Consider the following 22,696-nt stretch of genomic DNA (forward strand, 5'->3'; position numbering starts at 1 on the left):
CTATTTTTAAGAGTTCTGAATCCGCAAATACATTTCTTTGAATTTTGAATTCGGTTTCAATGGATCTCTTGGATCGGCAAGACCTTCTTTCAAACCTTTCACCAAATACATATCGATCTCTCCTTTGTTTTTGGCAGTCACCTTTCCTCTATGTTCGCATTCAAAAAAATCTTTAACTTGTTCATAAGTCGCAAGAGAAATATTCACCTCTCCTACAATCCCCGAACTTTCTAAACGGCTTGCGGTATTTACACTATCACCCCAAATATCGTAAGCGAATTTTTCCGTGCCTATCACCCCGGCAACGGCAGCACCGGAATGAATCCCAAGTCTCAGTTCCCAAAAAGATTGATTTTTCAATAATTTAATTTCTTTTTCATCGTTCATGTATCTTTGGAATTCAAGACCACATAACACGGCATCAATGGGGTGCGTTTTGTTCTGTACCGGCAATCCACCTGCCGCCATATACGCATCACCGATGGTTTTGATCTTTTCCATATTATGATTTTTAATAATGGAATCGAAACTTCGGAAGAAACGATCCAGCTCACTCAATAATTCTTCAGGACTCATCTTTTCCGCGACTTTCGTAAATCCTGCCATATCCGTAAAAAGAATGGAGATACTTTCGTAACGCACCGGGGCAACCGATTGATTTTTTTTCAATTCCTCCGCAATGGATCCGGGAAGTATGTTGAGCAAAAGAGAATCCGATTTTTTCCTTTCTATATTCAGGTTTCTACTTAAGATGAAAATAAGTATTCCTGTTAGTATTTGCACGAATATATAATTTCCACCCGCATCCAAATACCTTTCCGTATCATTCGGATAAAATGTTACAAGATCTCTTCTGTAATACTCTACAGTGTATAGAGAAGCGGTAAAACCTATATAAACCAAATATAAAACCCAAACACGATGATCCCGCAACAGTATCATCGCGATCACGAGTGCCGGTATGAAATAATAATGATTTCCTCCGAGAGAACCGCCGTTATAAAACCACATTGCGGACAGATATGTCAGGATCGTAATATTAAAAGGCCAAAATAAAGAATAATATAAATTCTTTACCCGAGCCAGAATGTACATTCCGAACATCAGAAGTCCGGATGTTAAATTTAGGATAAAAATAACTTCGAAATTGGGCAAATAAAAGGAGCCTAATGCCCCGAATATATTTAGAAATGCATTTACCAAAGAAACAGTATTGAAGAGACGATGTTCCAGGGAGTTGTGTCTGGGATCACCAAATAACAAATAAACGAAGGACAGAAAGGTCTCTTTCATAATGACTCATTTTCGAAAGGAAAGAGAAACTAAGCAATAAATAATTTAGCGATAGAGTTGGTTTTGCTTTACTAAAAAAGAAAAGAGAACCATAAGGAATAAAGGATGTAGTCCTTTTTTCTATACAATGGGAAACATATCAGGCGATTTCAATGTCAAAGTAGATGAATTGAAAAATAGCAAAAACATGACCGTCTAATGTCTATTTTACTATCATTCGAAAACAGAAAGATTATATCGGAAAAATTTATTCGCAAGGCCCTACCTAAAACAATGAAACGTAAAAAAATTTTCGCAATTTCCGGCAGTACCCGTTCCCAATCTTCGAATGAATCCATTCTTAAAACCATTTCGAAAATGAATTCGGATCGACTGGAAGTGAGCATCTTCAAACAACTTACCGACCTTCCCCATTTCAATCCGGATTTGGATAAAGACAATCCTCCCGAAGTCATTCGAAATTTCAGAAACTCCATCCAAGAGTCGGATGGAGTTATTATCTGTACTCCGGAATATATTTTCAGTTTGCCCGCCGCCTTAAAAAATGCAATCGAGTGGATGGTATCTACTACCGTTTTTACGGACAAACCCACAGCTTTTATCATCGCTTCGGGTCTTGGAGAAAGAAGTTTTGAATCTTTAACAGTGATTATGGATACATTGCAGGCAAAGATTAACGATAGAACCAGATTGTTATTGAAAGGTTCCCGAAGTTCCATCGATGAAAACGGTTATCTGTCCGATCCTTCGGCAATCGGAGAGATTGAAAAATTGGTCCGTGAATTGGAACACATGATGGAATGAATACGATAGACGATAAGACCTCTTTAGCTGGTTGACAGGAATCCAGCAAATGCAACAATGTTGCAAATGAAGAATTCAGAAAAAACCTGGGATGTAATCATCGTCGGAGGAAGTTTCGCCGGATTAGCTGCGGCACTTGCACTGGGAAGAGCGATTAGGAATGTGCTCGTAATTGACGATAGCAAGCCATGCAACGCAAACACACCTCACGCGCATAATCTTTTGACTCACGATGGAAAACCTCCTTTCGAAATCAAACGACTTGCAAAGGCGGAATTATCAAACTACTCAACCGTTCAATTTTTAGATTCCAAAGCCATCAAAATATCTCAATCGAATCCTCATTTCGAAGTCAAAGTCGAAAGCGGAGAGATTCATTTTGCAAAAAAAATAATATTTGCAACAGGCGTAACAGATGTTATGCCAAATATTCCCGGCTTTAAAGAATCCTGGGGTATTTCAGTATTTCATTGCCCTTATTGTCATGGCTACGAAGTGAGAGATCAAAAATTAGGAGTCTTTGCCAACGGAGATATAGGTTATGAGTCGGTCAAACTGATCAGCCAATGGTCCAAAAACCTGACTTTATTTACAAACGGGCCGTCTTCTCTTTCCAAAGAACAAACCTTGAAATTGAAAGAAAAGGAAATTAAAATCATCGAGACTGAAATTTCCTCAATAGAAAATAACAATGGTTATCTTACTGAAATTCTATTGAAAGACGGAAAAGCAGAACCCCTGAATGCATTGATGGCCCGCGTTCCTTTCGTACAACATTCCCATCTTCCTTTGGATCTGGGAGTTGAGTTGGATGAAATGGGTTATATCAAAGTGGACGGTTTCAATAAAACAAATTTGAAAGGGGTTTATGCCACGGGGGACAGTACGACCATGCTTCGAAGTTTAGCCGCTGCCATTGCATCGGGAACGTTATCAGGAGCCATGATCAACAAAGAATTGATCGGAGATGATTTTTGAATTTCTGAAAACCGGGAAAAGTCGGATATGAGGTCTGATAAAAATATTGAACTGAAATGTTAATTTATTTAGGATCGTATGGAGACGATCCTTCCCAACTTACACATGTACACTCCGAAACCATTCGCCATCACCGACCAAAGTATCATCAATCAAATCATTTATGACAATAGTTTCGCCACACTGGTTTCAGGTACGGAAGGTTCGCTTGTTGCAACACACATCCCTCTGCTTTTAAACCCTTCCGAACAAGTTTTATTCGGACATATTGCACGCCAAAATCCGCAAGGAGAAGTTTTGGATGACCGTGACATTCTCGCGATTTTCCAAGGCCCGCATGCTTATATTTCTCCCAGTTGGTATGAAACGAATAAATCCGTTCCTACTTGGAATTATCTGAGCGTCCATGTTTACGGTAAGGCCAGCCTTGTTCGAAATGAAGAAGAGCTGAGAAAATCTTTGGATGAATTGATCCTGAAATATGAAGGCGAAAACAGTCCCTTCTTTCTCAGGAATATGGACGAAAAATACATCAATGCTTTGATAGGTGGAATCATCGGTATCAAAATCAAGATCACAAAGATAGAAGCGACCGCGAAACTAAGTCAAAATCATAGCCTGGAAAGAAAAAACTTGGTCATTCAAGAGTTAGAAAAACAAAAAGACCAAAATGCAAACGAAATCGCCAAATGGATGAGGGAAAATCTAAATGCCTAAACATAAAAAATTTCAATCGAACAACTATATTCAGTTTTCATTATATTTGTTACTACTTATTCTTAACTCCTCTATCCTACCTTGTGATAAGTTTAAGGATTTTTCCCTTCCTCCGAAGGATGAATCCGATAAAGACAAATCATTTCTGGAATTCAAAACCAAACTCATACAAGCAGTTCAAAAGAAAGATGCGGAATTTCTAAAATCGATTACCGACAAAGACATCAAATTCAGCTTCGGAGAAGAGTCCGGTAAAAAACGATTTTTGGAGTCTTGGGATTTGGATAAAAATCCGAAAGATTCAAACATCTGGTCTAGTTTGGAAAACACATTCAAGTTGGGATTTTCCAAAGACAAGGATGGTTTCTCCGCTCCCTACTTATTCAATCATTTCCCTGAGGAATACGATGCATTCAGTTATTCCCTCATCAGTGGAACGAATGTGAATGTCCGCGCGGAGGCTTCGATCAAATCGAAAGTGGTTACAAAACTAAGCCATAAAATCGTATTTTTAGACAGAGATTCAAACGAAAACGAAGCGGAAGGTTCCAAAGACGAATGCATCTGGCAGAAGGTCTGTCTGGCGAATGGAGAAACCGGTTTTGTGTGCGATCAATATTTGCGAAGCCCAGTGGACTACAGAGCGATTTTTGCGAAGAAGAACAACAAATGGTCAATGGTAGTTTTCATCGCAGGGGACTAAAAATACTTCTCCAAAGATCGTATTTTAGGCTTTTTTCGGCAGATTCGAAATATTCCATTTCGGTTTCATTTGTAACCGTATTGTCAAGACGTAACAGTAATGTAATAATTTTGTAACAATAACAGGCTACATTTCATCTATATCCCCATAAACCTGAGAATTTTTATGGGGCACTCAGAAGAATGTAACCTAAATGAAAAACTTTATCTCAAAACAGACTTCATTTGCACTATTAGTAATTTCAATTTTGCAAATTCATTCCCTACTTGCGGAAGAAACCGGCAAACAAACCAAAGACGAAAATCCTCCCGCCAGGATCAAAGAACTCTATATCGATGAAACAACCGGACAACTTTTTTCCACACCGGGCGCGAACAGAAGAAAGGTTGTTTTGGAAAACCAAGATTACTACACTGTAAAAGTTCCCGAACCTACAAGTGGATTTGCCAATCGCCCGGAAGAACCGGTAAACGAAAAATTAACAATTTCCGGCCGGGTCCAGTTCCGGGGAATCACGGGCCAATCCGGTTCCGTTTATGCCAACGGAAGAGATGACTACAGTGCGGTGGATTGGAACTTCAGACGACTTCGTTTGGGATTTATCTATGAAGGAAATAAATGGTGGGGCGGTTTTGCCAACCTCCGATTGGAAAATGCGATGAGCAATTCCTTCCTTAGAGTCACCAAAGATTCCGCGAGCGGAAATGTAAAAGATGTAAGTCTTGCGAGTTCCAGAGGGATCATTCAAGAAGCAGGGATTTGGTTGAACATTCCTTTTATGAAAACCCGTGTTACATTCGGAACGGTACATGTTCCTTTTCAAAGGGAATACATAATGACCTCTGCCAACCTAACAAATGTTGAACGATCAATGTCTACTTTGGCTTTACCCCAATTTGATACGGGAATCAGTGTGACTTCGCATCTATTGAAACCGATCAATGAAAAATGGGAACGTCTTTTGACAGGACATTTTATGGTGGGAAACGGCCATGGCGGGCCGGGAGATTACGGCTACGGAAGAAGAGTGGACTTGGCAGACGAAAGACCGAATGCACCGAAGCTTCTTTCTCCCGCTTATTACGGAAGATTGCAATGGAATCCTTTGGGAGGATTGGAAAAAGACGGAAAGGATTTGGGTTGGATTGAAGGAGAAGAAATTTTCCAAAGAGATACAAAACTTTCCATAGGAACTGCATTTGCAAGTATGCAAAATGTAAAAGTACCTTCCCCGTTTAACCCTGATTATTACCCTGCAGGAATGGCTCAACCCAGTTTGCTTGCCTACCAAACAACAAGAGACGGAGGAGATCCTGGAACAGCATACGGCGATCAAACCTTAAATAAAACCAGTCCTTCCAGACCGAAATTGGGTATGGTTGCACATACTTATGATTTTACTTTTACCACTCACGGTTTTTATACAAACGGTGCGTATTCCGTTTTTACAGGCTCGGCGGCTCCTCAACATGAAAAAGGTTATCAATTCACATTCGGATATGTGATTCCGTTAGGTGGTGGAAAGTTCATCATGCCGATCACCCGTTTTGACTATTTCCAAGCGGATCTCAATTGGAATAAAAACCTGGAACCAGGAGAAGCGTTTCGTTCCTATTGGGTGGGCTTGAATCTATTCGGAGACAAACACGTATTCAAAGCCCAAATCTTTTATCAGGTATTCAACGATAAGTTGCATAAGACAGCAATCACCGGTGAATCCGTAGATATCCGGGACAATGTCGTTTATTTCCAACTTCAGGCGAATTTCTGGACGGGAACAATGACTCCCGACCGTTTTTCCCGATTGGAATAAAATGCGAGTGATTTTATTCTCTTAAAAATTTCATGGTGTCTCCGAGCAGGAGACCGATTTGAAGGCGCAACTGAATCAATTCATAATGGTTTTGGATTTGGTTGCGCATAACATCACGAATACGTCTATCTACCGTTTGCAATTCAACAATGGACGCTGAGCCGGTTTTATAAGATTTTTCCATAATTTGAAAGTTCTCTTCCGCGGTTCTTTTACTCTCCAAAGAAATATCATTCAATTCGACCAAATTATTATGTTGTTGAATCAACTCGAATAAATACAATCCTGTGTTCTCTCTTAAGAACTGAGATTGGGACTTGGCGAGTTTGATCTCAATCTTCGATTTATCAAATTCGTTTTTCGATAGAAAGCGGTTAAACAAAGGAATTCTTACTCCGAAATTTGCTCCCGCCGAAGAAAATGGATCGGGGTTATTTGCATAAAGCGAATAATCTCCCCTGGAATAATCATAAACATAATTCGGTTGGGTCCAACTTCCGCTAATTCCATAAATTGTCTGTTTGGTGCTGTTTTCATACAAATTTACGAAAAAATCAGGGACCCAAAGCTCGTTGAACCGGACTTGTTTTTGTACTTCGAGAATTTTGACTTGGTTGATGGATAGAACGATATCGAAATTGATTTCGCTTAGATTTTTTTCATATTCCTTAAGAGTTTCTTCCAGAGGCAATGCTTTGAACTCTCTGGCAGGAATCGGTCTCAAAGAAACGTTTTTCAATAAAAATTTTCTGCGGAAGACGGACTGGCTTTTTTGTTGATCTAACTTTGACTTAATGGCATTGTACTTATAAAACAAAAAATCCACTTTCGAGTTTTGAGCCACCATATAGGACTCGATGCCTTGTTTGTATAATTTTTGAATTGTTTGGTATTGTTTCTCGGCATCTTCTTCGTTGGAAAAATCATAATCGAAAAAAGCGAGTAGTTTCAAAGTTTCCGCGTATTGAAATGCCTGGTCGAATAATTCTTTTTGAAAGAGAGCTCTGTATTCCAAAAGCAATCTTTCGTATTCCAATTCCATGATCAGGTTTGTTAAAACGACATTACCTTGTTCCTGGAAGCTCCAGTTCAAATTTAAGGAGCGGGACCAACCTTTGCGATCGAAACCTTCCGAAGGAAGTTTTTCAAAAAAGGGAGCGTATTCAAAATTCAGAGAGGGAAGATAACGGAGGTTTCTGGTATCCATATCAACCTGTTTTCTCTGGATTTCCATCTCTTTCAGTTTCAGTTCATAAGACTTTTCACCGACTAATTTTGGTAAGTTGAAAAAATCAATAGCATCTCCCCTTACTTCCGCAACCAAAGCAAAAAACAAAAGGTAGAAAATCTGTCTTAACCGATAACTCACTATTTAAATTATCGGATAGCCTCCTGTCTGGAATGAAGCAAATGATAGATTCCATTCCCTTGCAACAGGTCAGTATGTGTGCCGCTTTCTTCGATTTTGCCGGCTTCCGCTACGAAAATTTTATCGTAACTGCGGATCGTATCCAATCTGTGGGCAACCACAATGATGGTTTTGTCTTTGAACACCCGGTGCAAATTGTTTAGAATCTTCTCCTCTGTTTCCCTGTCCATCGCCGACGTGGGTTCGTCCAAAACCAACAAAGAAGGTTTCTGTAAAAAGATTCTGGCTAGTGCCAATCTCTGTTTCTGGCCTCCGGAAAGAATCATCCCTTTCTCGGATAATTCAGTATCATATCCTAGAGGAAGTTTGCTTATGTCCTCGTGAATGAGAGCGAGTTTCGCAGCTTCCACTACTTCGAAAAGAGTGGCTTCGGGTCTTCCCAAGCTGATATTGTCCCGGATGGTTCCCGTTAGAACCGGGTTTTCCTGAAACAAGACTCCCATTTTTGAACGATAAGAAGGAGTCCAGATCTCTGATAGTAAAACACCATCCAACAATATTTCTCCTTGCGAAGGTTCATACAAACCCAAAAGCAATTTAAGAATCGTGGATTTACCACTCCCGCTTCTGCCGACAAACGCGTATTTGCCGCCCGTTTCCAAGACGAAATCGGCTCCGTTCAAACCGAATCCCGATTTGGAAGACCTGTAATTAAAATGAACATTCCTAAATTCAACTAACCCTTGTATATCGGGAATCTCTATTCTACTGATCCGCATGTCTGGAGAATACTCAGATTCCATCCCGTCCCATTCTTTCAAACGTCGCCAGGAAAGATTCGCTCTTTGGTAACGATAGCCGTCTTCTGCCAGAGTCATCATGGGGGAACGTACGTAAGAGATAAGGCCCAAGATCGCAAATAAGGTTCCCAAAGTGATTTGATCGGAAAATATCTGATAAGTACCGAATAACAATACGCAGATGTTGGTTAGTAATCGAAAGGATTCGGAACTGGTCTCCAAAATACTGTTATAAAACATCCTGTTGCTTTCGGAGTTCAGTTGTGCGGTGAGTTTTTTTTCAAAATCCCATCTTTGGACGGAGACAGCGCCCAAGTTTTTAACGGTTTCGTTTCCATTGATAGTTTCTATAAAATAGCTGAGAGTTTCGGAACTCCGCAGAGATTCTCTTTTCGTTTCCCTGGCTAGAATAGGATGCAATTTATAAACCAGGATCATCTCCGGTATCAGAAAAAAAAGAATGGTTCCGAGAAGTATCGGCGACAAAAAGAAAAACAACATAAATACGAATACTCCGAACACCCAGTCCAAAACTTTGATGGAACTTTGTTCGGAAAAGTATCTGGTGATCCCTTCGATCTCCTCCCATCTCTGCAAGATCTCTCCTTTTTTATGTTTTTCAAAAAAAGACAAAGGAAGTGATAATAATTTTTCCAAAAACCGAATAACAATAGTTTGATTTACTTTGCTGGTGGAATAAAACAAAACATTTGTTCTTAAATAAGATAAATAGATCTGAGATAGACTGAGTAAAGTCACAGCGACAAGAACAGGAATGAAATATTCCCTGCTTTCTTGTAATAAAACACTATCGATCAGATAGAGATTCACCAGAGGCAGACAAATCTCAAGAGACTTGATTAAAAAACTGGCAACTATTCCGGAAAATAAAAAAGAAAACGTAGATCTGAAATAAACAGCTAATCCCGGGAAGGTGGGGAAAGAATCCATAAAATTCCGCTTGGGTTTTGTTTTTGGAACAAAAACGACTCCAAGCCTTCCCGCTTTCGCTTCCCATTCCGTCTTGGAAACTTCTCTGATTCCAAAACGAGGATCCGCGATCTTCACCCCATAAGAAGAAAAAGTAATCACAACTACATACTGATTTCCTTCCCAACGAACAATCCAAACTCGATTTTTTAAATCCCTTTCGTATCTTCTTCTATTCACCACATAACAAGAACCATCCGTTCTTTCGAAACTTTCTTTCCAGGATGCGGTTGTGACTTCACCGTCCAAATTGGGGAAATTGGAATCTAAAATATGATGGGCGCTTCGAAACCCCCAAAACGACAAAATCATCTTTCTGCATGCGTTTGCAGTTTCATCCGAAGATTCTTCCAAAATAAAAGGAAACGAACGAAGCCAAGATTGTTCGGGAGAAAAGGAAGGCGTGGGCAAAAAAGGAATAGAATCCTCTTCTTCCCGCAAATCTTCTTCCGGACCTTCCTGAGAATCCGAACTCGCTTGATTCCATTTCCTTTCCGCGACAACACTTCTCAAGGTAGTGTAAAGACTTTCCGATTTTTTAAAAAAGATTTCCGCGTCTTTGGCAAGTAATTCGTAAACAATACTATCCTCACTCGCCGTGACAGTGGCATTTCTTACTTTTTTCTCGATAACCCCCATCTCGCCCAGAACCGAACCTGCTTCCACAAAAGAAGAATAATCATCACTCCAACTGGATTTTGTTATACGGAACTTGCCGGATTGTATGAAAAACAGAGAAGAAGATTTACTTCCCTCGCGGATCAGCACTTTGCCTTTACCGATTTCTCTTTTAATCAATAACCCGGACAATTCGATGATTTCATGTTTGGAAAGCTTACGAAAATAGGGATGAATGCGAAGTTCGTCTCTTAGGCGGATTTCCTGAACGAATCGATTCCAAATTTCCTTTCGTTTGGGATTTGATTGGAAAAAATAAAGAAAAGTCTTTTGCGATAGTATCAGTAATTTTGAATTTTCCTCCGCAAAATAGGAATTTTTATTCAATACATTTAATCCAAGTTCTGCGATTCCGTAAATCTGCCCTTCGCCGATCGTTTTGACCAATAGATTATTTTCACCGATTGTCAATCGCACCTGAAGGCTGCCTGTCTCTACATAAACCAATTTCGTTTTGTTTTCTTCATCTTCTTTAAGAGATTCCGATTCTGAGAGAGAAGTAGTTTCCCAAAGCTTAAAAAACGCCCTTTGTTCCGAATCCGACAAAAATCGAATCGGATCTTCGTTGGAAAGAGAAAAAGGCAAGTCGTTTGTAATCTGTTTGGACTTCATTTGTCTTTTGGAAGATTTGATTTTCGAAATAGAACTTGGAAGATCCGTTTTCTACTTGTGATGATATCCGCTTCCACTTTAAGCCCGGGGAACAATTTAAAAACTTTACCGTCTTTCTTTAAATCCTGGTCACTGATGCTAAGTACTACGGAAAAAGTATCTTTCTCCTTTACGTTAGGAACGATTTGTTCCACTTTACCACCTAACACTCCGAAGTCGTTCTGATGAAATGCATGTATCTTGATCACGGCGTCCATTCCCACCAGGATCAAACCGATATCTTTGTTTCGGATCTCCACAAACGCTTCCAAAGGTTGACCTTCTTCGATCAATTCTGCAATGGTTTGACCTCTTGTTACATTTTGTCCGATGTTATTGACCAGGAGAGCGCCTACAAATCCCGAAAAAGGCATTCTAAGTACGGCATTGTCTACTCTCTCCTTTTTAAGACGAGTGTCTCCCCTGAGACTGGAAATCGTATTTTGCTCTTTTTGGATTTCGTCTTTTAAGTTTCCGAATTCTTCATTGAACTCCAATAGGCTCTGATCATATAAGAATTTAGCACCGATTCCGTTTTTGAAATCCATATATGCTTTTTTAAGAGAAACGAATTTACTCAAAACCAGACCGGATAACTCAGAACCGGGATTTGATTCCAAATTGAATTCCAGATTTTTTAAAATCTTTTCCGCTTCTTTCCGGTTACGGATCAGTTTTTGTAACCGCTTCTCTTCATAACCTAACGTATTTGAATCCTTGGAAAGTTCTATCTGTTGTTCTGAAAATTCCAATTCCAGAATGGGATCACCTTTCTTCAAAAAATCTCCCGGCTTCGCATATATCGACGTAACAGTTCCCGTTTCCAATGCTTCCGACACGAAATAATTTCCCTTAGGCCTTAGTATCCCTTGCGAAGGAATGATCACATCCACTTTTGCCACAAAAAGAAAAATCAAAAATACAAAAAAGAAACCAAACAAAAGTAAGATGCCTTTTCTGTCCCAATCCGGGGCTGGATGTTTTAATAATTCATCGTAATAAGATGAGGAATGAGCTTGTTCCCAGTTGGAGTCCGTTTCTTTTAAGTTCTTAAACCGTTTCAAATTCATTGTATGACCCCTCACTGGAAGGAAATAAGTGATAATAAAAACCTTTTGCAGAAATCAATTCCGAATGAGTTCCCATCTCTACGATTTTTCCCTGATCCATCACTATAATCCGATCGGCACCAACTGTAGAATGAAGTCTATGCGATACTTGTACAACCGTTCGATCTCGAAACATATTTTCCCATTGGTTTTGAACATAGGCTTCCGATTCCGCATCGAGAGCGGATGTGGGTTCGTCCAAAAATAAGATGCTAGGATTGGTAACAAGTGCGCGCGCGATGGCAATCCTTTGTTTTTGTCCTCCGGATAATCCAATCCCACCTTCTCCCAGTTTGGTGTCATAACCAAAAGGAAGTCTTTCTACAAAACTATCCACCGCGGCAAGTTTGGCCCCTGCATACATAGCTTCTTTGGAAAGGGACGGATTTTTTTTGCATAAATTTTCCGCGATGGTTCCGGAAAATAAAACGGGCTGTTGTTCCACCGCACCAAATTGAATTCTTACTTCTTCCGGATCAAGTGTGGACAAATCGAAAGAATCCACGAACACTCTTCCTTCCGATGGAGACAAGGTTCCCATCATCAAACGAAGCAATGTGGATTTGCCGCATCCGCTTCTTCCTACGATAGCGACTTTTTCCCCCGCCTGAATTTCCAAGTTTATATTTTGAACGATATTTTTAGTATCCTTCGAATATTTAAAACTAACATTCTCAAGGCGGATTTTACCTTGAAGTCTGGGCAATTCTCCGAAAGGCCTTTGGCTTGCCGATTCTCCTGGCATTGAGTAAATATCCATTACCCTTTTCCTGGAAGAACGAAGTTCCAACATGTCTTCATACAATCTGCAGATCCTTAAAATCGGTTCTACCAAAAGTCCGAAGAGAACCTGAAACCCGAGAAAAGTACCAAGTGTTATCTTATCTTCCAAGACCGAATTGATTCCAATGGCAATCACGGCAAGCATTCCCACTTGTTCGAAAAACTTACCGGAGAATTTAAGTAGGCTGGCTCTTTTGGCTGCTTTCAGTTCCGTTAGTATCGTTCTGGAAATTTCGTTCATTCCTTTTTGTAAGAACATCGTTTCTTGAGTAGATACTTTGATGATCGAGATTCCTCCAATAACGGATAATAAAAAAGAAACCGTTTTTTTTCTGGATTCGAACGTATGTTCCGACAATTGACGAATGCGCCCCGAGACACGAACAACTAACAAAGCATAAATGACAAGGAAAGAAAGTCCGTATATCGTAAGGCTGAATTCGTTGATAAGTAAAACCAATAAAAATACGGGAAGAACGATCAAATCGAGTAAAACCGAAACTCCAGAACGGGAGATGATTTCCAATATCCTTTGATTTTCCTTAAGCCTTTGGGTATAATCACTCGCTTCAAATCTGCGGAACTCGGGAAGAGAAAGTCGGAGAATGTGTTGGAAAAACCGAACCAGGAAAGTATATTCCAAACTTTGCATGATTCCGATCATGAGCAAATTCCGGAAAAGGGAAAACAATCCTTGGAATACGATGGAAATACCCACTCCCAAAAACAATGTCAGTAAAAAATTCCGATCGGAAAAAACCAAAACCCGATCGATCACTTCTCTTAAAAAATAAGGAAAAGACAATGCAAGAACGGCAGATATAACAGTTGTTCCGAGAATCCAATTTAATTCGGAACGATGTGGCCGAAACAAAGCTCTCAATTCCCGAACAAAACTGAACAAACCCGTATCCGCCGTCATAGCGGGAGGAGAAGGCACAAATTGCAAAATGATTCCGTCCCAGGAAGATAAAAAGGATTTCATATCCATTTCGATAATCCCTTTTAAAGGATGGGATAACAAGGCAGCATTGGCGGTTAAGTCCCATGCATACAATGCACACGGTAGGTTTTCCTCATCGGTAACAAAAACAGGAAAACTAACATCAGTTAACTGGCTAGGTTTGATGCGAAGCTCTTTGGTTAGAAATCCCATCTTTTCCAATTCGATGGCAAGTTCGAAAATGCCCGGAATTCGGTTTCTGGAAAGCTCGTTTTTAATTCTGATTTTCCAATTGGCAGGAAGAGGTTTGTCGAAATTCCTAAGCGCTATTTCCGAACAAACAAGTCCCACAAGTGTCGGTTTATCCGTTGTTACTTGGTCTATCGTGATTTTACGGATTCCCTTTCCCAATTCATACCTTTTGGATTCGAAAGGCCGAAGAATATTTTCTTCTTTTTCCTTAGACTTATAAGTAGAGTACCTGAGCAAACGGGATTGGACCACTTCCTCCAATTTATGGCCTTTCTCATCGCCTAATAATTTATGAAGAGATTCACCTGGCACCCGATAGACGACTGAATCTTCCGCACTGATCGCACTCGCAAGCCTCGGCCCATGACTAAAGATAGCAATCTCTCCCAGTATATCGCCCGCTTTTAAGATGGAGATTAGTTTCTTAGGATTTTCCGTTCGGATATGAATTTTTCCGGATCGGATGATATAAGCGGAATTCCCCTCATCTCCTTCCTGAAATAAAAACTCTCCCGCATCAATCTTTACAGTTTCAATCGTTTTCAGAAAAGAGCGGACTTCATCGGGAGATAGTTCCGAAAAGAAACTCAGTTTGCGAACAGAATGAAACTTTTCCTGTTCTTCTTCTCTATGTCTGGCTTTCTCGGCAATGCCGGGATATTTTTTTACCAAATCTAAAAATGTTTTAACCGGCAACAAAAGAAGAACCAATGGTTCCACTGCAAAGTGATCTTGTTTTGCGGGTATTCCCGTTAAAGTGATTCTTTCACCGAAGGACTCGCCTTTTTCCAAAAGGCCGGACTTATCTTCTTCCGTTTCCTCCGATGTAAGTCGGGAACCGATCCGTCCGTTTAGAACGAAGTGGACGAATTTAGGCATTTGCCCCGCTTTTAAAATGGTTTGTCCCGTTTTATAAAAACGGATTTCCAAGTCGGGATATAGATCGTCTAACTCTTGTTCATGTAATTCGGCAAATAAATAATTGTTTTTAAAAACTTGTCTTATATTCTCAGCATGACGGGAAATTTCCGGTTTCACACCTATTTCACCGCAATCAAAAGCATATTAGTAACGGGCCAGGACACAAGTTTAAGATCGGAAAGGGAATTTGCGGAAGTGGAAACAGTTTCCCAAATTTCAGATTTATTTTGATATCGATTTTCTATAATCCAAGGATTGCTATACGCCCGGGAAGAGTTTTGAATTTTAAATCCTACTTCTTCGAGAGAAGTTTTCCATTCGGAAAAAGACCAATAACAAAAAGATTCGTGCATCTCACTATCCCAATTGTCGGTATAATCTTTTTTAGAAAGATACTCGCAAGCATCCTTCAAGGAAAGAACGAGAAAGGATTTTTCTTCGATGGTTTTCAAAGTATATTTCAATTGATAGTTTTGTTCTTTTCTAAAATCCCTTTGAAAATGAAAAAATCGCGCATAAGTGGATAAAGAATCCAAATGTTTTTTCTTTTCTTCCTTTGAAGAGAACGATTTTGCATCCGTATCGGCAATTCCGTCTTTTTCATCCAACCAAAGATAAACTTCCTTTTCCTTGTCTTCCGGTCCTACAACGTCCCGGTTGATCCAAACACCACCTAAGGACAGTTCTTCGTAGCGGTTTTGTATGAAACTTAGTAAGTTTTTCCTTCCCGTATAAGATTCAATCTCATGAGTCAAAGAAGAAGTATGAATCGTTTTCATGGAGCTTTTCGGAAAAACAAGACCTGTGACCGCATTTTTCCTAAGGAAAAATACATTTGTATTTTGAAAGTCACCATTCTCTTTCCTTTGGTGACAAATGTCGTAAAGTTTACGGGCAATCTCCACTCCGTAAAAATCACTTTCCGCCAAACCCGATTCTTCCGTAGCCAGTTTGATCCAGGAACCGACGGCACAACCTATGTCGCCGATTCTGCCAGGGCGGATAAAATCCCTAGTTTCGTTAAACTTAAGTTCTGCGATCTCGTCCATTTCCCTTACATACGAGTTGTAATTCCTGGTTTCCGTAAGATCACCGTCTTCTCCCACAACCGCATCGGAAAACAAGAGTCGAACCTTTTCAACCACTCCGTATTCTTTCCACAAACGTTTGCTAGCCGGATGAACGTAATTGATGTATTCCAAATGTTTATCGATAGGACGATCATCTGAAACAATCCCTTCTATGATCTGCCACGGCAGTTTAGTCAGATATTCTTCTTTTTTGCCCGGAATCTTTTCCACAGGCAAAATACGAAACCCCAAATCCTCATATAACTTTACAACAGGTGTGGAACACAAGACGATCGTATTGTCGGAATTCAACCGAAGTAGTCCGTCCGTTTCGGCTTCGATTTTTTTAATCGTATATTGCCCGAAATGTTCCGAATGACCTACATCATCGATAGGAACCACGTAGGAAGAGTATCCCAGATCCGAAGAAAAATCCTGGATCATCATCGCCCTTTGGTAGAGAGGCAAAGGGTTTCTTCTTGTGGAATAATGATTGGCGGAGGTAACAGCAAATATAACTGCCGTTACCTTTTCTTTGACTTCCAAATCCTTTCCATATATGTCCACTGCTCCCCAAAGCCCTTCTTTTCCCAACATGGAAAGATACTCATGTTGAAATCTGGTAAGTAAGTGGTGTCTTCCAGGAAGCAGTAAATACATCAGGCTTTCGGATTTTCTAGAACGATTGCGATTCCCTGACCGCCTCCGATACAAAGCGATGCTACTCCGTATTTAACCCCTCTTCTTCGCATTTCAAGCGCTAATGTAAGAGTCACTCTGTTTCCCGATGCTCCGAGCGGATGTCCGATTGCAATCGCACCACCGTTTACGTTAGTGATCTTCGGGTCCAATCCCAATTCTTTTTGAACTGCAAGGTATTGCGCTGCAAATGCTTCGTTTACTTCAACCAGTCCGATGTCTTTCAAACCAAGGCCTGCTTTTTGCAAAGCGATGGGAATTGCTACGGCAGGACCGATTCCCATCTTGGCAGGATCACAACCGGCGAGTCCCCAACCTTTAACAATTGCTAGTGGTTCTTTGCCGAGTTTTTTTGCTTGGGTTAGAGATGTTACAACTACTGCGGATGCACCGTCATTGATTCCGGAAGCATTTCCTGCAGTCACGGTTCCGTCTTTTTTGAACGCCGGCTTCAAAGTGGAAAGTTTTGCGGCTCCTGCTTTTCCTCTTACAAATTCGTCTTTATCAAACACAACCGGAGTCTTTCCTCCGAGGGTGATCGGCAGGATCTCTTCTTTCAATGCGCCGCTCAGAGTAGCCGCTTCGGCTCTCTCTTGCGAAATCGCTGCCCATTCATCCTGTTCTTCACGGGAAATTTTGTACTGGTCGGATAGATTTTCCGCAGTCATTCCCATGGGAAGTTCCACATAAATATCGGTGAGACCTTGTGCCAAAGAATCTTCAAATTCTGCATTTCCATAACGCACTCCGAATCTGGCATTACGAACCACATAAGGCGCGTTACTCATTGATTCCACTCCACCGGCAAGAACCGTATGAGCTTCTCCGAGTAGGATTTTTTTTGCCGCTTGGATCACTGCTTCCATCCCTGAACCGCATAACCTATTCAAGGTGAGGGCGGGTGAGGAAACAGGAACCCCTGATTTCAAACCGATATGTCTTGCTAAATAAATTCCTTCTTTTCCCGTCGGGATTACGTTTCCGAAAATGGATTCTTCCACTGAAGCAGGGTCGATTCCCGCTCTTGAAAAAGCAGCTTTGGAAACTTCCACACCCAAATCCACTGCGCTAAAATCTTTGAGTGAGCCGCCGAAATTTCCGAATGCGGTTCTAGCCCCGTTTATAATACAAACTTGTTCCATGAAACCAAAAACTTAGAAATTTAGCGTATTGTCAGCTAAGAATTCAAATTTCACTTGAAACTCCAAACTTAACGTTTAGCCTTCCCTGCATGAACGAGGAACCTCTTTTCGGTTTGAGCACCGGCTTTTTATCCAAACAGATGACTGGGCTTGTCTCTACCATTCTTCGAAAAAAATATTCTATCCTTCCGGACAAACCGATTCCCTTAAGATCCGAAAATTCCCCCCTTTATCCGGGCCTCGGACTCATCGGCACCAATGGAAAATCCTCCGTAGAAACCGGTCTGATCGTCGGATCTATCCGAATGGGATACGGACATCATAGAATGGCTTTGTCCGTTTACTCTCACTCTCTCGCTAAGAAAATTCCCACGTATCTTCATGACTTACTTGCCATCGAATCGAACGAAGCAAAGGCCATTTCCGATATAGACAGTTCTTATAGTTATCTGAGCCGGCTTTCCACCGATCTGGGTGGTGCCGCAGAATGGGCATGGGGCCAGTTTCTAAAACAAGGAAATCTCACCTCACTCGAGTTATCCTGTTCTCTCGCGGATTCGTATAAAAATATAATGTCCTCCCTTCCCAAAGACAGTCCGGTCATTTCCACGCACCCTCTCAACGGACAGATCGCTGTGGCAGCCGGATTCAAAAAAGTCATCCACCTAATCTGTGATAACCATCCTCAGTATTATCTATTAGTTCCGGGTGCAATTAATTTGGTACAAAGCCCTTCTTCTTATATGAAATTCCTTGAAATGGGAGTTCCGAAGGAAAATCTTTCCGTTGCAGGTCATTGGGTTTCCGAAGATATCGCTAAAAATGCGATCGCAGATTCGGAAGCACGTATCAAAAGAATTACTTACAAAAGAAAAAGGCGGTTTTTGATTCCGATCGGTGGAGCAGGAGCGCAAAAAGGATACATCAAAGAACTTATCCATTTAACAAAGAATAAACTATTGGATAAGAAGTGTTATTTTTGGATCAACACCGGAGATCATAACAAAGTACTGAACAGTTTGGAATCTTATCTGAACTCGGAAAAAATACCTTATGAATCCATTTTAAATTGGGATGACTTGAAAAAATTCATCAGCACATCTTCTTTCAAAGAAGAGGAAAAAGATAAATTGCCCTCTGTCGTTCTATTTAATTTTTCCAATCATACGGAAGCATTTTCCGCTACGGAAAAGCTGATTCGATTGGCTGATGTTTTGGTAACAAAACCTTCCGAACTTGCATTTTATCCGATTCCAAAATTATTTATCAGAAGAGTAGGAGATCACGAAGCGGGTTCCGTATCCCGTTCTTTGGAATTGGGAGAAGGAACCGTGGAATGCAGAGAACCGGAACATGCCGCGGATCTGTTGGGAATCTTTGCCTCTTCGGAAGAACCGCTGTTGCGAATGAATGAGAGAGTGATCAAAAGTTCCGAAGACGGAATCTATAACGGAAGCAAGGTGGCCGTCGAGATGGCGGAAAAATTCCTTAAATAAAAGAGGAACTACTTAAACTTCGCCTGTAGCTCTTTTTTGGTTTCTTCCCAAACGGGAGGAACCTGAATGGAAAGGGAAACGGATCCTTCGATATCACCTTCTTTGACTTTAGCTTCCGCATCCACCACCAGCTTAGACATGGCAGCAAGACCGAAATTGGCAGCGACACCTTTGATTTGGTGCAGTTCCGCCTGAAGTTCTTTCGCCTGTTTGGATTGAACCAATTGAGTAAGATTTTGCATACGAACCGCCATGTTTTCCAATAAGGAAACAATCATATCCTTAAGCCAAGCTTGATCTTCCGGATCATTAATATCAACGAGGGATTCTATTCTGGACCAGTCAACGTTCAATTGGGACTCCGTTGCTACCCATTTAATTCTGCCGAGAACTGAGCTGTAAATTACTTTTTCAAAAAATCCTTTGCAGTTGTCTCGGAGGAGTTTTTTCTGATCTTACATGAAGATTCACCCCACAGCGATCATTGATCCAAAAGCAGAGCTCCACGAATCCGTGGAAGTAGGTCCGTTTTGCGTTATTGATAAAGACGTAAAAATCGGAGAGGGAACAGTTCTTGATTCCAACGTCCGTATTTATTCGGGAACACATATCGGCAAATTCAACAAAATTTATTCCGGTGTTGCACTAGGCGGAATTCCTCAGGATTTAGGATTCAAACCGGAAACAAAAACCTATCTGGAGATAGGCGATCGTAATACCATCCGGGAAAATTGCGTCTTCCACAGAGGGACCAAAGAAGGCGAAGCAACCAAAATAGGAAATGATAACTTTTTAATGGGAAATATCCATATCGCTCACGATGTAATTGTAGGAGACAACAACATCATCGTACAAAGCAGTATGCTTGCAGGCCATGTTGTAGTCGGAAACAAGGTTTTTATCTCGGGGCTTGTTGGAGTGCATCAGTTTGCGAGAGTGGGAGATTATTCCATGATCGCCGGTCTTGCCAAAGTAGTGAAAGATGTTCCTCCTTATTGCACAATTGACGGAAATCCTGCTACAGTCATCGGGCTCAACTCGGTCGGATTGAAAAGAGCGGGACTTTCTTCGGATGTTCGCAATGCGATCAAAAGAACATACAAAATCATCTACCATAGCGGACTTAACACAAAACAAGCATTAACCGAACTAAAGAAAGATCCTAACCCTATCCCGGAAGTAAAATACATTATCGAGTTTTTTGAATCGGGCAAACGTGGTGTAACCGACCATAGGGCCATAGGTGGTGGTGGTTCGGAAGAATGAGGATTCTTGTAACCGGTGGTGCCGGCTACATCGGTAGCCATGTTGTTTTAGAATTAATGGAGCTTGGTCATAACATCTTAGTCGTAGATGATATGGCAAACGGGAACGAAGCCAATCTATTTCCCGGAAACGAATTCATCAGAGGTCGTATCCAGGACCCGAATGTCCTAAAGGAAGTTTTCTCCCGCCCGATAGATGCGGTTTTTCATTTCGCAGCATGGAAAGCGGCGGGCGAATCCATGACCAACCCTTCAAAATACACACTCAATAATCTAAGCGGAACATTCCAACTAATATCCGCTATGTTAGAGAATGATTGCAAATACATAGTATTTTCCTCTTCCGCTGCGGTTTATGGAACGCCACAGTATCTTCCCTTGGACGAAAAACATCCACTGTCTCCGGAGAATTACTACGGTTATACGAAACTATGCACCGAGGAAAATTTACGTTGGTTTGATCAGTTGAAAGGTTTAAAGTCCGCTTCTTTGCGATATTTCAATGCTGCCGGTTACGACACCAAAGGAAGAGTTCGTGGAATCGAAAAAGCTCCCGCGAATCTTTTGCCGATCATTATGGAAGTTGCTTCCGGGTTACGGCAAGGTTTCGAAATTTACGGAGATGATTATGATACTCCCGATGGAACTTGCATTAGAGATTATATCCATGTATCGGACCTGGCAACAGCTCACGTACTGGCATTGAAACAGATCATGGAAACTAATCAAAGTTTGACGGTCAATCTCGGTTCGGAATCAGGTTATTCCGTCAAAGAAATGACTGACCTTGCCGAAAAGGTAGTAGGAAAACCGATTGCGCACAAAATCGTAGGGAGACGTGCAGGTGATCCTGCGAAGTTACTCGCCTCTTCTGCAAAAGCAAGATCTCTCTTGAGTTGGAAACCCATCTACAGTGAAGCTGATATCCTTCTTTCCAGCATGTGGGAATTGTATCGAAATCTTTAAAAACTAATAATGTTTAGTTTGGGCGCCTCGAATATTTCCCGATCTTCAACTACCTTCTGTTAATCGACCGCGCTCTTCGCTGCAATTAGACGGGACACACCACGAGAAATCTTTTCCCTGTTTAAGAGTTCATCCTTATATCTAATTTCCGCTGCGATCGCTGGCGCGGGGATCGGTTCGGTAAAAAGACGAACTTTTTGGAAAAAAATTTCGAGAAAGTCAAATTAGGATGGGCAAAAGATGGATTTTGTGTTAGGCGGTTGGTTGCAGCCCACGACCCACACCCCCCGCCCTAAAAAGGGAGGGGGTTCGATCGATTCCTAGGTAAAACTATGTCACATTTCTTTTCTATCCGCCACGGATTGCAGCGGAAACCCTCTGCCTTTGGCGGAGGTTGGAGCGAAAAGCCGGGTCCCACGAAGTGGGAGGCGGCCGGCATATTGTTTAAGAAAATCTAATATTAAGGAAGGGAAATGCCCGCACAATCGGCATTGATGGACTGAACATAATCGATGGCCCGATCACCCAATATATCCGCACCGAGAAAGCTACCGGCAAGATTGATCTTTTTCTCCCGAAAAGATTTGACCCATTCTTTTTGCAATCGGTTGGAGATAGGAGCATAAGACCAGTGCCATTTTTCTTCATGGTATCCTTTTCCCCCGCGCTTCGCCAATTCATTGTAAGGTTGACAAAATCCGTATTTGGAAGCATTCTCTTTCATCCAATCGTAAAGAACTTTGCCCTTTCCTGAATTTTCAAAATAAGAATTTTCTAATGCGTTAATATCGAAATCGGTTCCCCAATGGTGTCTGGAAGTACCCGGTGCGCTCGAAAATTCCAGAATGAGAGAGATAATCTCTTCCGGGGTTTTGTCTTTGATGGGTTCGCGCATAACTTTTTTGCCGGTATATTTTGATTCCCAAATCCCCTTCTGATGGGAAAAGTTTCGAAACGAAGACACAAGAAAGATGTGTTGTTTATAAGAGGAAGGTTTGCCTTCTTCGAAGGCGGTGATCATTTTTAAGAATGCTTTCTTCACTTCCGGCCTGAGGTAATGGTCCTTAGAAGTATCATCCGGTTGAACCTCGGAAAGTACATTAGGAGAATTGAATTTTCCGGTAAGATAAGATTCTTTTTCCACACCCAAATATAAGTTTTCAATCTGTTGCGGCTCGGATTGAACGGACGGATCTCCGCAAGAAATACAAATGAAAAATACGATGAAAACAAAAACTTTATACATATAAATCC

The 22,696-nt window shown here is 41.1% G+C and carries 17 protein-coding genes; 8 read left to right on the top strand and 9 right to left on the bottom strand.

The window, feature by feature from the left end; genetic code table 11:
- Window positions 1-6: 6 nt before the first annotated feature.
- Window positions 7-1,293 (bottom strand): adenylate/guanylate cyclase domain-containing protein, encoded by a 1,287-nt coding sequence (locus tag DI077_RS16425; RefSeq protein WP_109021369.1) that lies wholly within the window; start codon window positions 1,291-1,293, stop codon window positions 7-9.
- 273 nt (window positions 1,294-1,566) lie between these two features.
- On the opposite strand from DI077_RS16425, the gene DI077_RS16430 reads away from it, so the two are divergent.
- The 5 genes from DI077_RS16430 to DI077_RS16450 all read left to right on the top strand — a co-directional run bounded on the left by DI077_RS16430 (window position 1,567) and on the right by DI077_RS16450 (window position 6,308).
- Window positions 1,567-2,097: an NADPH-dependent FMN reductase gene (locus tag DI077_RS16430; protein ID WP_167837192.1), complete on the top strand. Its 531-nt coding sequence runs from the start codon at window positions 1,567-1,569 to the stop codon at window positions 2,095-2,097.
- Window positions 2,098-2,163: 66 nt separating this feature from the next.
- Entirely contained in the window at window positions 2,164-3,075 is a 912-nt protein-coding gene (locus DI077_RS16435; protein WP_109022140.1) for an NAD(P)/FAD-dependent oxidoreductase, read from the top strand.
- A 78-nt stretch (window positions 3,076-3,153) separates the two neighbouring features.
- Window positions 3,154-3,792 (top strand): FMN-binding negative transcriptional regulator, encoded by a 639-nt coding sequence (locus DI077_RS16440; protein WP_242935251.1) that lies wholly within the window; start codon window positions 3,154-3,156, stop codon window positions 3,790-3,792.
- Entirely contained in the window at window positions 3,785-4,495 is a 711-nt protein-coding gene (locus DI077_RS16445; protein ID WP_109021372.1) for an SH3 domain-containing protein, read from the top strand. Before DI077_RS16440 ends, DI077_RS16445 begins: the two co-directional genes overlap by 8 nt.
- Window positions 4,496-4,688: 193 nt before the next feature.
- Complete coding sequence (locus tag DI077_RS16450) at window positions 4,689-6,308, top strand: hypothetical protein (protein WP_109021373.1); 1,620 nt, start codon at window positions 4,689-4,691, stop codon at window positions 6,306-6,308.
- Between the two features lie 13 nt (window positions 6,309-6,321).
- Here the strand turns inward: DI077_RS16450 and DI077_RS16455 are convergent, their stop codons facing one another.
- Genes DI077_RS16455 through DI077_RS16480 form a run of 6 tightly spaced genes read right to left on the bottom strand, consistent with a single transcriptional unit; the run spans window position 6,322 to window position 17,715 of the window.
- The gene (locus DI077_RS16455; protein WP_423241796.1) at window positions 6,322-7,656 is read right to left on the bottom strand and encodes a TolC family protein; all 1,335 of its coding nucleotides are present in this window, start codon (window positions 7,654-7,656) and stop codon (window positions 6,322-6,324) included.
- A 29-nt stretch (window positions 7,657-7,685) separates the two neighbouring features.
- Window positions 7,686-10,757, bottom strand: coding sequence for an ATP-binding cassette domain-containing protein (locus tag DI077_RS16460; protein WP_109021374.1), 3,072 nt, complete (start codon window positions 10,755-10,757; stop codon window positions 7,686-7,688).
- Window positions 10,754-11,866: a beta-barrel domain-containing protein gene (locus tag DI077_RS16465; RefSeq protein ID WP_109021375.1), complete on the bottom strand. Its 1,113-nt coding sequence runs from the start codon at window positions 11,864-11,866 to the stop codon at window positions 10,754-10,756. The genes DI077_RS16460 and DI077_RS16465 overlap by 4 nt, the downstream gene beginning before the upstream one ends.
- Window positions 11,847-14,921 (bottom strand): peptidase domain-containing ABC transporter, encoded by a 3,075-nt coding sequence (locus DI077_RS16470; RefSeq protein WP_109021376.1) that lies wholly within the window; start codon window positions 14,919-14,921, stop codon window positions 11,847-11,849. Before DI077_RS16470 ends, DI077_RS16465 begins: the two co-directional genes overlap by 20 nt.
- A gap of 2 nt (window positions 14,922-14,923) precedes the next feature.
- Window positions 14,924-16,534: a class I SAM-dependent methyltransferase gene (locus DI077_RS16475; protein ID WP_109021377.1), complete on the bottom strand. Its 1,611-nt coding sequence runs from the start codon at window positions 16,532-16,534 to the stop codon at window positions 14,924-14,926.
- On the bottom strand, window positions 16,534-17,715 hold the full coding sequence (locus tag DI077_RS16480) for an acetyl-CoA C-acetyltransferase (protein WP_109021378.1): 1,182 nt from the start codon (window positions 17,713-17,715) through the stop codon (window positions 16,534-16,536). Before DI077_RS16480 ends, DI077_RS16475 begins: the two co-directional genes overlap by 1 nt.
- Window positions 17,716-17,804: 89 nt before the next feature.
- Between DI077_RS16480 and DI077_RS16485 the strand changes: the two genes are divergently transcribed.
- Window positions 17,805-19,211 carry a DUF6938 domain-containing protein gene (locus DI077_RS16485; protein WP_109021379.1) on the top strand — a complete coding sequence of 469 codons (1,407 nt, stop codon included), beginning with the start codon at window positions 17,805-17,807 and terminating at the stop codon, window positions 19,209-19,211.
- Window positions 19,212-19,219: 8 nt separating this feature from the next.
- On the opposite strand, the gene DI077_RS16490 is transcribed toward DI077_RS16485, so the two are convergent.
- Window positions 19,220-19,564: an Hpt domain-containing protein gene (locus tag DI077_RS16490; protein ID WP_242935253.1), complete on the bottom strand. Its 345-nt coding sequence runs from the start codon at window positions 19,562-19,564 to the stop codon at window positions 19,220-19,222.
- Window positions 19,565-19,670: 106 nt separating this feature from the next.
- Here DI077_RS16490 and lpxA point away from each other — a divergent pair, with 106 nt between their 5' ends.
- Entirely contained in the window at window positions 19,671-20,477 is an 807-nt protein-coding gene (lpxA, locus tag DI077_RS16495; RefSeq protein WP_109021380.1) for an acyl-ACP--UDP-N-acetylglucosamine O-acyltransferase, read from the top strand.
- A complete protein-coding gene (galE, locus tag DI077_RS16500) occupies window positions 20,474-21,442 on the top strand; it encodes a UDP-glucose 4-epimerase GalE (protein ID WP_109021381.1) in 969 nt (322 codons plus the stop codon). The genes lpxA and galE overlap by 4 nt, the downstream gene beginning before the upstream one ends.
- A gap of 460 nt (window positions 21,443-21,902) precedes the next feature.
- Here galE and DI077_RS16505 read toward each other — a convergent pair whose 3' ends face one another.
- Entirely contained in the window at window positions 21,903-22,688 is a 786-nt protein-coding gene (locus tag DI077_RS16505) for a M15 family metallopeptidase (protein WP_242935254.1), read from the bottom strand.
- Window positions 22,689-22,696: the final 8 nt, after the last annotated feature.

The sequence above is a fragment of the Leptospira kobayashii genome, assembly GCF_003114835.2.
Classification (GTDB): domain Bacteria; phylum Spirochaetota; class Leptospiria; order Leptospirales; family Leptospiraceae; genus Leptospira_A; species Leptospira_A kobayashii.

Bases quoted from the DNA above. Each gene is read 5' to 3' on its own strand.
- DI077_RS16425 (WP_109021369.1), bottom strand. From the start codon at position 1,293: ATGAAAGAGACCTTTCTGTCCTTCGTTTATTTGTTATTTGGTGATCCC.
- DI077_RS16430 (WP_167837192.1), top strand. From the start codon at position 1,567: ATGAAACGTAAAAAAATTTTCGCAATTTCCGGCAGTACCCGTTCCCAA.
- DI077_RS16435 (WP_109022140.1), top strand. From the start codon at position 2,164: ATGAAGAATTCAGAAAAAACCTGGGATGTAATCATCGTCGGAGGAAGT.
- DI077_RS16440 (WP_242935251.1), top strand. From the start codon at position 3,154: ATGGAGACGATCCTTCCCAACTTACACATGTACACTCCGAAACCATTC.
- DI077_RS16445 (WP_109021372.1), top strand. From the start codon at position 3,785: ATGCCTAAACATAAAAAATTTCAATCGAACAACTATATTCAGTTTTCA.
- DI077_RS16450 (WP_109021373.1), top strand. From the start codon at position 4,689: ATGAAAAACTTTATCTCAAAACAGACTTCATTTGCACTATTAGTAATT.
- DI077_RS16460 (WP_109021374.1), bottom strand. From the start codon at position 10,757: ATGAAGTCCAAACAGATTACAAACGACTTGCCTTTTTCTCTTTCCAAC.
- DI077_RS16465 (WP_109021375.1), bottom strand. From the start codon at position 11,866: ATGAATTTGAAACGGTTTAAGAACTTAAAAGAAACGGACTCCAACTGG.
- DI077_RS16475 (WP_109021377.1), bottom strand. From the start codon at position 16,534: ATGTATTTACTGCTTCCTGGAAGACACCACTTACTTACCAGATTTCAA.
- DI077_RS16480 (WP_109021378.1), bottom strand. From the start codon at position 17,715: ATGGAACAAGTTTGTATTATAAACGGGGCTAGAACCGCATTCGGAAAT.
- DI077_RS16485 (WP_109021379.1), top strand. From the start codon at position 17,805: ATGAACGAGGAACCTCTTTTCGGTTTGAGCACCGGCTTTTTATCCAAA.
- lpxA (WP_109021380.1), top strand. From the start codon at position 19,671: ATGAAGATTCACCCCACAGCGATCATTGATCCAAAAGCAGAGCTCCAC.
- galE (WP_109021381.1), top strand. From the start codon at position 20,474: ATGAGGATTCTTGTAACCGGTGGTGCCGGCTACATCGGTAGCCATGTT.
- DI077_RS16505 (WP_242935254.1), bottom strand. From the start codon at position 22,688: ATGTATAAAGTTTTTGTTTTCATCGTATTTTTCATTTGTATTTCTTGC.